This window comes from Legionella sp. W10-070, assembly GCF_900640175.1.
Taxonomy (GTDB): Bacteria; Pseudomonadota; Gammaproteobacteria; order Legionellales; family Legionellaceae; genus Tatlockia.
The window spans coordinates 1-13,809 of sequence record NZ_CAAAJC010000025.1 but is presented as its reverse complement, the minus strand read 5'-3'; the positions used below and the strand labels follow the sequence as shown (position 1 = coordinate 13,809).

Sequence of the window (13,809 nt, the reverse complement as noted above, 5' to 3'; positions counted from 1 at the left end):
AGTACGGGCCAAAAAGTAGGGTTTGTTGGAAATTTCATTGTGTTAATATTCTTTTAATAAACACTTTATATAATTTAGAAAATTATCTTTAATTCTGATAGCAATTATGACCAATACGACTAGTAAAAAAAGCAAATATTCACTGGAAAATCTTGCGAAATACAATATCAAAGTTGAAGAATATGATAAAGCTAAAAAAGAGCTCTCAACGCGCGGATATGAGGAGTATCAGATTGAAAAGATAGTCATACGCAAATCTTATAGAAGATCTTACCTTAAACTTTTAGAGTTACATGAAATACTAGTCGATGAAATTAAACTCACCCACGATCAAATTACCAATATTGCCAGAAAAGGAGGAGGTTCTAAAAATCTAGAATCTATAAAGAATAATTTTAAGCTCCTTAAGACCCTTAAATTTAATCCAGAACAAATCGTCAAGATGGTATCCCATGATGGCGGCTCGAGAAACCTCGATGCGGTAAAAAATAATGTTGAGGCCCTTGATAAGCTTGGGTTTGACTCGAATCAGATCGTCAAGATGGTATCCCATGGTGGCGGCTCGAAAAACCTCGATGCGGTAAAAAATAATCTTGAGGCCCTTGATAAGCTTGGGTTTGACTCGAATCAGATCGTCAAGATGGTATCCCATGGTGGCGGCTCGAAAAACCTCGATGCGGTAAAAAATAATGCTGAGGCCCTTGATAAGCTTGGTTTTGACTCGAATCAGATCGTCAAGATGGTATCCCATGGTGGCGGCTCGAAAAACCTCGATGCGATAAAAAATAATCTTGAGGCCCTTGATAAGCTTGGTTTTGACTCGAATCAGATCGTCAAGATGGTATCCCATATTGGCGGCTCGAAAAACCTGGATGCGGTAAAAAATAATGTTGAGATCCTTAAGGCCCTTGATTTTAATCCAGAACAAATCGTCAAGATGGTATCCCATGATGGCGGCTCGAGAAACCTCGATGCGGTAAAAAATAATGTTGAGATCCTTAAGGCCCTTGATTTTAATCCAGAACAAATCGTCAAGATGGTATCCCATGATGGCGGCTCGAAAAACCTCGATGCGGTAAAAAATAATCTTGAGATCCTTAAGGCCCTTGATTTTAATCCAGAACAAATCGTCAAGATGGTATCCCATGATGGCGGCTCGAAAAACCTCGATGCGGTAAAAAATAATCTTGAGGCCCTTGATAAGCTTGGTTTTGACTCGAATCAGATCGTCAAGATGGTATCCCATGGTGGCGGCTCGAGAAACCTCGATGCGGTAAAAAATAATCTTGAGGCCCTTGATAAGCTTGGTTTTGACTCGAATCAGATCGTCAAGATGGTATCCCATGGTGGCGGCTCGAGAAACCTCGATGCGGTAAAAAATAATGCTGATATCCTTAAGGCCCTTGAATTTAATCCAGAACAAATCGTCAAGATGGTATCCCATATTGGCGGCTCGAGAAACCTGGATGCGGTAAAAAATAATGTTGAGGCCCTTGATAAGCTTGGTTTTGACTCGAATCAGATCGTCAAGATGGTATCCCATATTGGCGGCTCGAAAAACCTGGACTCTGTGCTTAAGTTAGCAGAACTCATTGATGATAACGATCTAATCGTATCCGAGTTTAGTAATAAACAAGGTAGAAAAAAACTTTACGACTTAGCCACTAATAAATTGATGACCAGTTTAAATGTTACTGACTTACACCTGCCCGATCAGATCCGCATACAAGTCTCAGATCTGACTTTTTTGCTTGAAGATTTAGAAATAGTCCAAGAATCAATTGTAATTGATCCTGAGCTTGAAGTAGAGGTAGAGGTAGAGGTAGAGGTAGAGGTAGAGGTAGAGGTAGAGGTAGAGGTAGAGGCAGAGCATGCCAAACGCACAATGGATGTTACTCAACCCCAAAATAAAAACAAACGAAGAAAAGTTCAAACTGAGAAACAAATGACTGCCACGATAGAACTGGCGCTTGAAGTTGACAATAGACACCAAACAAGCCACGACTACACTTCCTACCCTTTCACAAATGCAAGTGAGTTATTTGAGTTTCAGGATGAAGGAAACATTGATAAATCAGTTTCCAGTTTAGATACCCGGCTTAATCAAACCGTTAACAACCAAGAAAGAAACTCAAGCCTGCCTCCTGCGATAGAGGTCTTCACTTACAGTCCGCAAAATCTCATAGCCAACACAAATAGTTTCTCCGAAGCTGCCAATACAGGTAATACTCAGCAGAGCTTTCTAGACGAAACAGAGAATGATGTGATTTACGATTTTGTTAATTCATTTCCAAGAAATGTTGCATTTGACGGTGATGACAACAACCAAGATTTATATACTACAGATTTAGTCGCTGACGCAAATGAGGTTGATAACAATCAAAGTAATATAGTCAAGGACTCAAGGTCTTCTCGAAATAAACTGAATCAGGAGGCTTACCCGGATTACATATCTTTATGTTGTCAAGAAAACCTGGAAAGCTCACCTTATAATCTTTCTCAGATTATTAATGAATCTAATATCATTGAGTTATCAGATGAAATCTTATCTGAATTGCAAATCTCATCACAGCAATATTTGTCTACTGAGGATACTGTGAACACAAGAGAAAAAAATCAGATGGCTTTCGAGATAGATGATGAGAAAGTGCAAACTCGATTCAATTTCATGGAGTTTTCTTCAAAAAATGCAGAAAGTCAATATCAGCAAGAAATTACCGACTTAAGCTTAGAAAATGATTCAGAATATGGACATTTCAACCCACAGCTCGACGAATACTCTATATTAGAATCGCAGCTATTTCAGCCATTTTTTGGAAATGAGGTGCATGATCCCGCACCATACACTACTTCAAAACCAAACCCAAATACAAGTTTCATTAAAGAGACAAGCTTAGACACAAGAAATAATTTTTGGAGCAATTGCAATAATTTTTTTCAGTCTAGACAAGAATCTGTGTCGAATGACGAGAATTTAATAGAGTATACGAATACCAAACCATAGTCATGATCGTAAGCGATCAGCAAAGTACATGGTTAACAGCGTTATCAACGGAGGTTTTGTCGCAAAAAGTTCTTGGACAAAGTAAGATCTGTCGTTTTTCATGTGAATGGTCAACGATGATTAGTTTTAAGTGGCGCTATTTTAAGCAGGATATTATTTTGATGCTGGTCAGAGGGTACCTGGCCTACTCATTGAGTTATCGTGACGTTAAAGAGTTGGCTTTGGAGCGTGGACTCAAGGTGGACCACTCTACCATCAATCGTTGGGTAATTAGGTATGCACCCTTGCTGGAACAGGTATTTCGCAAACGTCATAAGCGTCCTGTTGTGTTTCATGGCGCATAGATGAGACCTATATTAAAGTAAAAGGCGAATGGGTCTATTTGTATCGGGCTGTTGATAAAGAAGGAAATACAGTTGATTTCATGCTGTCAGAATACTGTGACGAACCCGCAGCCAGAGTATTTTTTGAGAAAGCGCTTGGCTCAAGTGGTACTCCAGATGCAATCACTATGGATGAAAGTGTTGCTAATAAAGCCGGAATTGATACCATTAATTTACACTTGGCGCTGTTGTTTATGTTGGGCGGTCTTTTCATCCAGCTCACGGTGAGACAAATCAAATACCTCAATAACATCGTGGAACAAGACCATCGATTCATTAAGAAAATCACCAGGTCAATGAAGGGATTCAAGGCCTTTCACTCAGCGGATGCAAGATTAGCCGGCATTGAATTGCATTATTATGTTACGTAAAGGGCAGCATAACCAATCTGCCAATCAAACTATTTTTGAACAGTTCTTTGGACTCGCTGCATAGTTGTGCCCAAAATAAATCCCTCTTGCGTCTCTAATGGTTTTTGCGACAGAGCCTGCGAAAGAACCTTTTCTTTTACGCTAAGATTATCTTAAGCAATACATTGTACAATGATTTATCAATCATCCATTATTTATTTAAACTAATGACAATTCCTAACAATACTACTGATTATACAAACCTGGTCTCTTTAGGCATTCCTTCTGATTTAATAGACCAGGCAAATATTCCAGAGGAGTTTTACAAGCGATTATTTAATCAGTTAAAACCCCTGATGCGAATGGCAAGCCCCCGTTTGATAATTGATGCTCCCTGGCAATTACAGGTCTTAACTGGGAAAATGAACAGTATTAACCTGAGCTCAACACAACAAGACAATTGGGGCTCTACTTTCTCACACTATGCCGCCCTGTCAGGAAACCCTGAGGCCCTTCAATGGGTGGCGGATAACCGGCCTGGATTGTTAACCAAGAAAGATAACTATGGCCTAACCATCGCCCACTACGCCGCCTGGTCAGGAAGCCATAAGGCCCTTCAATGGGTGGCGGATAACCGGCCTGGATTGTTAACCGAGAAAGATAACTATGGCCGAACCATCGCCCACTATGCCGCCCTGTCAGGAAACATTAAGGCCCTTCAATGGGTAGCGGATAACCGGCCGGAATTGTTAACCAGAATAGATAAAGATGGCCTAACCATCGCCCACTATGCCGCCCTGTCAGGAAACATTAAGGCTCTTCAATGGGTAGCGGATAACCGGCCGGAATTGTTAACCAGAATAGATAACTATGGCCTAACCATCGCCCACTATGCCGCCTTGTCAGGAAACCCATGCATATTAAATAAAGCATTATACTTAAGCGGCACACCCGAATTATTTGATGTACCGAATAATTTAAGCAATAAAAATGTTGTAGTTAAAACCTTACTGAGCGCGCTAGACGATAATTTCACGCTTGTGGAAGTCTTGCTTCCAATACATGTCAACCCTGATCAACGTGCGGCAATAGCAGAAAAAATATTAAGAAACCGTGCAATTAAAGAAGCCACGACGAATTTTTCAGTATTTGCGCAGGGATTTCATCAAACAGAATCCACAGTCTCGTCTTTGATTGCTATAGAAATACTTCTTGAGACTTTCAAGAAGATGCTGCCAACTGGCTTACCTGAAGAGAAAATCAGAAATGCTTTTAAGAAAGTTATGTTTCATTACTCACCTGAAGGCAGGTTAGATCTCATATTAGGTGAAATCAAAACAGCTGTATTGGGTATTATCAATAAATTTCATCAAGACAATGTCGCAAGCCGTGAAAATCTATTTCACAAAATAGGATTAATAGAAACAAACAAAGCAAAAAAAGATACAATCTCTTCATTAGAAGACATCATTAAGAAAGAAAAGTCATCGTTGGATGATTTAAGGACTCAAGTCAAGAACTATTACCAAGAAAATGAGGCTGTAATCAAACATCAACGTAACAAAATACATGCTTTCTTCAGTCCAAATCATAAAACAACGACAGACAAGATGTTCGATCAGATTTTTAAAACGTTGGGTTCCGTGAACGAAATTTCTAGCCCATCCATATCAGCGCCCGGGAAAAGTGAATAAACCCTAAGAATGCTGAAATGGTTTTATCGAAATGTGAAAAAAACGGAAAGATAGTGTTTGAATAACTGTGTCACCTCTTTAAATTTGTTATTATTTTTAACAGTTATAAAGAGGTATCCAATGAATAAAAAAATAGACTTATCAACCTTTGATTTTAACAATTTTAAGTCAGAAGCCTTATCACAATTAAAAGAAGGACAAAATCTTACAGGTAAGGATGGCGTATTAACTCCTTTAATAAAGGCATTATTGGAGTCGGCTCTAGAAGGAGAAATGGATGCCCACCTGTCAGAATGTCGTGAGGATGGCTCAGCTAATCGACGTAACGGCAAATTAACGAAGACGGTGAAATCTTCCATCGGCGCATTTAATTTAAATACCCCAAGAGACCGAGATGGCAGTTTTGAACCTGAGATTATCAAGAAGCGTCAAACTGTACTGAAAATCTCTGGATAACAAGATTTTATCTCTATATAGCATTGGTATGAGTTATGAAGCCATCAGTGACTTACGTCGATTTTGATTTGTTAATAGAGGATTCGACCGACAATACACTTCGAGTAAGCAGTTTTTCTGGGACAAACCAAGAAGGCTCGAGAATAAAATTTAAATTAAGCACACCTAATTAATACTTTATCTTGGTAAGTACTTAATATTAGCACTTACGAAAGCAAGCTTAATAATATGTTAATTACTTTGGCGTATACTTAAAACATAAAGATATTTTTTAGAAAGCACAAGTATCATGCCATCAAAAAAGAAGCAAAAAACCCGGTAATCCCCCCATTTTTAACTGACATTAAAAGTAGAGGGCTAAGCCACCAAGGCTAACTTTTGTCTTGGCGTTATGCCACCAATAGCCATATTAGGTCTTTCGTTGTTGTAAGACCACAACCATTTGGTGGCAAAATCCTGTACTTCGGCGATCGTACTGAATAAATATTGATTTAGCCAGTCGTATCTTACCGTTCGATTATATCGTTCAACATGAGCGTTTTGCTGAGGGTTTCCCGGTTGCGTAAACAGCAATGTGATTTTATGCTTCATAGCCCATGCAGCTAACAGATGACTGATGTATTCGGGCCCATTATCACAACGAATATTCAAAGGCTTACCCCGCCACTCAATGATTTGATCCAGCGCCCTTATAACCCGCTCAGCCGGCAAAGAAAAATCAACTTCGATTGCCAATCCCTCGCGATTGAAATCATCCATCACATTGAATAAACGATAGCTTCGTCCATTTTGAAGTTGATCATGCATGAAATCCATTGACCAACATTGATTGATGGCACTGGGCACTGCTAATGCGACAGGTTTTTCCCTGATTAACCGTTTTTTGGGTTTTATCCGTAAATTCAATTCCAACTCACTGTATATGCGATAGACCCTTTTATGATTCCATTTGAAGTGCTTCACATTACGAAGATAGAGGAAACACAGGCCAAAGCCCCAATTACGCTGAGCGCTTGTTAAGCGTAACAGCCAATCAGCAATTTCAGCATTTTCGCCATTCAGCCTTGCATCATAGCGGTAGCATGTTTCACTGATGCTAAACAGAACACATGCCCGACGAATGGGAATACGCTTCTCCTGCACCGCCTTTTTCGCCAAGTCCTTACGGCGAGACGGTGTTACCACTTTTTTTCAAGAGCCTCTTTCAATATCTCAGCGTTCAATCGCTCCTCAGCATACATCTTTTTTAAGCGGCTGTTTTCTGCCTCCAGTTCCTTTAGTCTCGACATCATTGGAACATCCAGACCGTCATACTTAGCTCGCCATTTATAAAATGTCGCTGAGCTGATTCCATGCTCTCGGCATATATCCGGGACTGGAAGACCAGCCTCTCCTTGCTTCAATATCGATATGATTTGGGTATCACTGAATTTTGATCGTTTCATGCAGAATCTCCTTCCATATACATTACGAGAAAATTCTACTTTTGACATCAATTATTTTTTGGGGGGATTACCACGTTAGCAAAGCTTGGAAGGGCAAATGAGCATAAAAAATCTACGCCAAATGAAGAGCCATATTTGATGCTTACACTAAAAGAGGTGATTTATTCTTCCTATCCTCAAATTGACAGCTTAATTACTAATAATAATCTTCGATTGATGATTAAGTGTTTACTACAATATTTTTACGTAGAGTGATCTCGATTAAAATGCTAAAGTAATACTCAGCGATTTCTGAAGTCGCACGCAATACAGTAAGTAAATTTACAAAATTTGTGAATTCAATTACAACAAATAACATCGGCCCGGCGGGGCCTAATACCCTCTGACACTCAAATATTGAGCAATGATAGCAATAAAAGCGTTAATTGTGTAAAATATGGTATTTAATGGTAAATTATGAGTAATTTTTAACGTAAAAGGTAATCTCTTCACTCAGTTAGTTTACCCTACCAGCGTTAATCTCAACATAGGATCTGTTTTATGATAAAACTCCCTCACTTGTTACTTATAGGTGGAATTATAACGGCTTCCAATCCTCTTTTAGCTGTAACCCCTGATGATGAAATTAAAGATTTAGTTAAATTTTTAGTTTCTAAAGAATTATTAATTAGCAGCAAGGAGGGTAAACCAGTTCCTCTTAGTTATTATATCGGAAAACAAGACGATATTGACCGATATTTTGGCGATTATATTTGTCAGGCAAGCGACACTTGCGCAGTAATTGATAGTCTTTACAATAATCCCTATGCCATATTAGGCCAAGGTCTTAATAATCCGGGCAACTCTCTGGAAATTGATAGGGCACAAGCTCAGATTGAACGGACTGACATGAAATATGGTGCAGACATTTACGATGCAGCAACCTGGCAAATCGCCCTTGCTCTCGCTGCAAAAAATGGTTACCTCAATCCTGAAACTGCTAAAAGCTTAATCAATAATCAATTACAGACAATTACTAATAAATCGAACCGTGCAACGGATAAAAGTTTTAAATATGGATACAAAAACTCGATTAGCAATCCAAAAGAAGCATTTACTTTTAGAATGATCACAACTGAATTTCATAATAAAGATCCTTTTTACAAAGGTAAATATCAGGACTCAATTGGTTGGGATTATGACCCAGATGAACTCGCTAAAAATGATAAAGAACACCATGATGCCGATTTTTTTAAATACGTTACGACCTGGTCTGATTGGAAACCTATCACGGGTGAAAATGCCTGGGCGCAATTAATTGGCCCTTTACAGGCGGAACTACTCCTTAATAACGGTAAAGTATCATCAAATTCCCTCGCACTCCAAAATGCGATGAACAGTTTAAATGCTTTTTCAGCAATGCAAGCAGGGATCGGAGCATTTTATTATGCGCCCGGTGGTTCTCAGGGTAATCAGGGACCGATCCCAAAAGGAGAAATATCCGTTGAAAATAATTTCTCGGTACTTGGCGGGTTACAAATATTGAAAAGGGTATTGCAATCCACAGACCAAACAGCTGAAGTCAAAGAAGCATTACGAAAAGTGGATACTATGTTATATGGTGGCACTACCGTAAATGGCTATAAAACATTAGGAATTCTCAGTTTTATTTATAATGGGGCTTACAATCGCAAACAAAAGATATTTTATACCCACGGAACAGCAGTTAATCCCTCTTCAACCAATGACTGGAAACCCGATCAATCCGATTCAGCAGGGGCCATGGCAATTGATATTAATACGTGGGGTATTTCTGCATTAGGCGCAGAGAATATTGATCGGTGGTATGGTAAAGGGACTGCCTTAAAAATGTGGCAGCAAATCCGCGAAAAAGGGGGTTATTATTCCCAAGGTGAGTTATGGGGCGTCGGTTATACTTTGCAGAATAATGCCGGTAAAAATCCCGAACAAATCATGAGTGCCGAATGGACAGCAGGGGCAATCAACACACTTAACTCCTTAATCCAATTTTATCAAAGTAATGGGATGGATACATCCTCGCTAGAAAATGACTTAGACAGTATGAAACAAGGAATTGTACATTTACGCAATGACCAATACCTTAAAGCAAGTTTTGACGGTGCGACGCCTGAGGCCTATTTCATGAAATTACCAGCCGAATCCGGTAAAGCGTATTTATATGCCAGCAAACGTTTCGCAATTCCTTTTGGTTGGAATGCCAATACCCTTCCAAGTACCACTTCTAATGCTTGGGTTATTATGAATAAACTGAATTACAATCCTTTTCAGTATGCCGGGCAACTTGGTAGCGAGAATTATCCAACGCCAGAAGCTGTGAACATTTCAGAGGATCAATCCCCAACAGTGGACCTCTTACCTAAAGATGTCACCGTAACATTTAATGCAGGCGACTTGGGTAAAATTTCCCACCTCAGCTTAAGTTATTTCCTTGAGAATGATGAAAGCAATTGGATTACATCCGCCGTGATTGATAACCGTGAAGGTCAGGGCTTTTTACCGGCTGGCGTAAAAACCATTTCAATTGCTTATGATAATCAAGGCTGGGCAGGAGCCTGTCAAATTTCCCCTGCTACAAAAATCTGTAAAGATAGCTCCTGCGACGCCCTGTACTCCATTGCTGCATCATGGAGTGCTGATGGAAAAGGGGAGTGCGAACTTATCGATTGATAAAGCGGATGGCGTTCTTGAAATGAGAACGCCATTTTTAATGATTTAAAAATTCGCAAAGTAGTTGTTGAAAATGATAAGTTCCTTGTTCTTTTGTAGGAGAAAAACGCCCAATTGGCCTTTACCAAGTAATCACGTGAACGCGTTATATCTAATTTCAGGTTCTGTCGCAAAAATAATTACGTGCGTAAAAGACAGGAATTCTGGGCGAGTTTATGCCACAAGTCCATAAAATTGCTCAATAATGTTCTGATTAGACGATTGATTATGCTGTCCTTTTCTGAGCATATGGTGCAACTCAATCCCCGCTAAAGTAGCAACTGCAGAATGAAACGCTTTGAATTCTTTCATGGGTTTGGTGATTTTTTTCACAAACCGATGGTCTTGCTCCACAATATTATTAAGATATTTGATTTGGCGAACTGTGATTTGTGTAAACACACCGCCCAATATAAATAGAAGTGCCAAATAAAGGTTGATGGTATCGATACCTGCTTTATTCGCGCCACTTTTATCTATGGTAACCTTGTCCGGAATGCCGCTTGAGCCAATTGCTTTCTCAAAAAATGCCCGTGCTGCTGGCTCGTCACGTTTTTCTGACAGCATGAAATCAATGGTATTGCCTTGCTTATCAACGGCACGGTACAGGTACACCCATTGGCCTTTTACCTTAATATAGGTCTCATCCATGCGCCAAGAAATCCCAACAGAACGCTTGTGGCGCTTGCGAAATGACTCCTCCAACTGAGGGGAATATTCAATCACCCAGCGATTGATAGTGGAATGATCTACTTTTAACCCACGCTCAAGCGCCAACTCTTCAATATCACGGTAACTCAACGCATATGCCAAATACCATCTGAACAGCATCAATATAATATCCTGTTTAAAATGGCGCCACTTGAAATTGAGCATCGTTGACCGTTAATTTGAAAATAATAGAAACTCTAGCCGATTGGATAATTTTTTGCGACAGAACCAAATAGATTTATCAATCTTTGATTTTAGAAGCAGGCAGAGATAGCAATTTTTTTGTCGGAGACATCCAGAAAATCCAAACAACATTTAATAAAAGCGCACGCTTTTGGGTTTTGAATGACTTTGTAGAAGGCACATCAATTGCCAACAGTATTAAAAAATTTTTTCCTGCAATCGAAATAGAATAAACCCTATTTATCAATTACAAATCAATTTGGATGGAATATTAAATTTGGCGCTTAAATAATGACAGGGATGACACGGTTTATTTATCTCATTGAACAGGCCAGGCAACAGGCAGACATGGTCGTATAACTGATTTACGTTCGTCACATCGGCATATTGCCGGCCATATACCATTCAATGAATCACATGCCCAGTTTCACACTTTTGTTTAGCCTGATTGCCTTCGGAAAGCTGTCATTGGATGCAACGAAATAATAATTGGCCTAGCGCTCCGGAAATTGCGCTCTGACGCAAAAATTATTGGCAGGCTCCCATTATTTGTAGTAGTTCAAACTTGATCTGACAGTTGCCGGTTTTCGTCAAGATGGTATCCCATATTGGCGGATCGAGAAACCTAGACTCTGTGCTTAAGTTAGCAGAACTCACTTTATTCATGGCCCTAGCTTCGTTCAGTGGTATGAACGGTCTGCGCAACAGTCCATTGAAAGGCAGACAACTCTTCAGTGCAGCTTGCGTGTCGCACTGGATAAGGTACGTTATTTATCTCAAAATATATCAAATCATTTTCTGCATTATAATTTAACAAATCGTGTCGTTCTTAATAATTATTTAATCTTTATTATTCTAAAATATATAATAATGATCAATCAGTGTATAAATATGCCCATAAAATTTCCTGTCATACATGAAAAAGCTGTCATAGCTCATTTCTCTCAGAGGGCTCCGGTAGGTGAAGCACCTAGAGCAGGTTATCCTCAACCTCTCTCTCTCATGCCTCCACAAGAACGACAAAAAATGGTTGAACGATTAGAAAAAAGTATTTTTACCCTTATGGATGAAGCTAAGGATACTCATGAAGCTAACAATATTAAATATAATGTTCCTGATCACATTACCCGCCTGAGCACTAATGAGTTCTTTTTTTACACTAAAGAGCCGCTAACTTTAAAGGAATTTGAAGAATTACAAAACAAAATTGCACAAAGGGCTAAAGCTATGCCTGAAGGGGTACAGTTAATACTAGGATCCTTTGGTGTAAAAACCGATGACGGCAAGGTGATGAATGTCGTACCACATATTAGTTGTGGAGACCCACCAGAATTTTATTTCATTGTCAAAAATAATACCTCGGCCATAGATCCGCGTTATAAAGAACCTGATGGTATGGGGGGAATGGATAAACTTCCTATGTTGGATGCTCGTACTCATAAATCTTCAATGCCCATGCCGCACATTACCATTGATGGGAAAGTTAAAGCCTTTAGTTTTAATAATATAGTGCAATGTAAAACTCCTAGTGGTGTCCAATTTTTAACAGCAGTAGACATATGCTTAGACCATGCCTATGGCGTTGCACAAAAAAATTATCAGAAGCTAGCAAAAAAAGAGCCGGAAATAGTAAAAAAACCCATTTCTCACGTCGTGGTATCCAATTGCATCCATCTGGATAAAACTAAATGTCTTGGATCCGCTGTAATGCATGTCGATCCTCGCTCTTCACCAAAAGCATGTAAACAAAATGTCACCCAGCAGGAAGGAACCCCACGAAAGTTAGCGTTTGGAAATGAACCTGTCACTATTTTTGATAGTGTCGGTGAGAGAGTGCGTCTTCTCAACTTTGTAAAAAATACTTATACCTATAAAATTACAGATCCAGCGGCAGGACGAGATCACAAATCTTACACAGTTTCCTTAAATAACGTCAAATTTCAAAAAGCGCAAACTAGTGCTGATTTCGCCGCTTTCAAAAATAAATATCAGAGTCACAAAGGTGATCATTTAAAAACTCTCATTTTAGAGGATTTGCAAAAACGAATTGAAGAAACTTCTACAAAAGAAGAATTAGCGGACTTAAAGAAAGAATTAATGGATTCCTATGAAGCCGATGTATTGAAGAAAGCGCAAGGCTGGTTTACTAAAAAATTTGGACTTAAAACTTCATCGCAAAAAGTACTAGAAAATATGCTGAAACAACAAGAAAAATATTTATCCGACACCAGCCCCCCAAAATTATCAACGTAGGGACTAGATATACTTACTATGAATAAAGATAATGAGGAAAGAAATGAGACCAGAAATATCAACTATAATAACTGCCCATCAAAATTCCGTTAAAGTTAACCTTGCTGGATTAAAAATAAAAGATGATGAGATTTCAGAGATAATGACCTATATAAAAGAAAATAAGCCTGCTGCTACCAAGATTGATTTGGATAATAATCTTATTACTGATAAAGGGGCAACAATTTTAAGCGAATATTTTCGTGATTTTAATGACGTGCAAGAAATAAGTATTCAGTTTAATAAGATTGGTAGATCAGGAGCTATTGAATTATTCCGTCTTAAGAATGATTTCTCTACCTTAGATATATTATTTCATGGAAACAACATTACTGATGTGGGTGAAATGGATGACATTGAACGGTTAGCACGCTTAGAGAAATACAAGCCTTAGAGATAGGGGCGGATTTACAAATTGCATAAAGCATAAACCCAACCTATTAATAAATTAACCTGATATAATCCCTATCCGGTAATCCCCCCATTTTTAACTGACATTAAAAGTAGAGGGCTAAGCCACCAAGGCTAACTTTTGTCTTGGCGTTATGCCACCAATAGCCATAT

Annotated in this window: 8 protein-coding genes and 1 pseudogene; 7 read left to right on the top strand and 2 right to left on the bottom strand. The window is 39.0% G+C overall.

Features of this window, described 5'->3' with window-relative positions; translation table 11 throughout:
- The first annotated feature begins 106 nt into the window (after positions 1-106).
- The 4 genes and pseudogenes from E1O65_RS10460 to E1O65_RS10445 all read left to right on the top strand — a co-directional run bounded on the left by E1O65_RS10460 (position 107) and on the right by E1O65_RS10445 (position 5,887).
- A complete protein-coding gene (locus E1O65_RS10460; protein ID WP_133133554.1) occupies positions 107-3,004 on the top strand; it encodes a hypothetical protein in 2,898 nt (965 codons plus the stop codon).
- Between the two features lie 116 nt (positions 3,005-3,120).
- Positions 3,121-3,822: pseudogene (locus E1O65_RS10455) on the top strand (IS6 family transposase).
- A gap of 100 nt (positions 3,823-3,922) precedes the next feature.
- Positions 3,923-5,431, top strand: coding sequence for an ankyrin repeat domain-containing protein (locus tag E1O65_RS10450; protein ID WP_133133553.1), 1,509 nt, complete (start codon positions 3,923-3,925; stop codon positions 5,429-5,431).
- 120 nt (positions 5,432-5,551) lie between these two features.
- Positions 5,552-5,887 carry a transposase gene (locus E1O65_RS10445; RefSeq protein WP_242601587.1) on the top strand — a complete coding sequence of 112 codons (336 nt, stop codon included), beginning with the start codon at positions 5,552-5,554 and terminating at the stop codon, positions 5,885-5,887.
- A 357-nt stretch (positions 5,888-6,244) separates the two neighbouring features.
- Here the strand turns inward: E1O65_RS10445 and E1O65_RS10440 are convergent.
- Positions 6,245-7,332, bottom strand: a protein-coding gene (locus tag E1O65_RS10440; RefSeq protein ID WP_133133552.1) for an IS3 family transposase whose coding sequence is annotated in 2 segments (ribosomal slippage) — positions 6,245-7,071 and positions 7,071-7,332 — 1,089 coding nt in all. Because the reading frame shifts where the segments join, the coding sequence is not laid out codon by codon here.
- A gap of 540 nt (positions 7,333-7,872) precedes the next feature.
- Here E1O65_RS10440 and E1O65_RS10435 point away from each other — a divergent pair.
- Positions 7,873-10,020, top strand: coding sequence for a hypothetical protein (locus E1O65_RS10435; RefSeq protein ID WP_133133551.1), 2,148 nt, complete (start codon positions 7,873-7,875; stop codon positions 10,018-10,020).
- 213 nt (positions 10,021-10,233) lie between these two features.
- Here E1O65_RS10435 and E1O65_RS10430 read toward each other — a convergent pair whose 3' ends face one another.
- Complete coding sequence (locus E1O65_RS10430; RefSeq protein ID WP_133133550.1) at positions 10,234-10,935, bottom strand: IS6 family transposase; 702 nt, start codon at positions 10,933-10,935, stop codon at positions 10,234-10,236.
- 759 nt (positions 10,936-11,694) lie between these two features.
- On the opposite strand from E1O65_RS10430, the gene E1O65_RS10425 reads away from it, so the two are divergent.
- On the top strand, positions 11,695-13,206 hold the full coding sequence (locus tag E1O65_RS10425) for a hypothetical protein (protein WP_133133549.1): 1,512 nt from the start codon (positions 11,695-11,697) through the stop codon (positions 13,204-13,206).
- Between the two features lie 43 nt (positions 13,207-13,249).
- Positions 13,250-13,639, top strand: coding sequence for a hypothetical protein (locus tag E1O65_RS10420; RefSeq protein WP_133133548.1), 390 nt, complete (start codon positions 13,250-13,252; stop codon positions 13,637-13,639).
- Positions 13,640-13,809 lie beyond the last annotated feature (170 nt).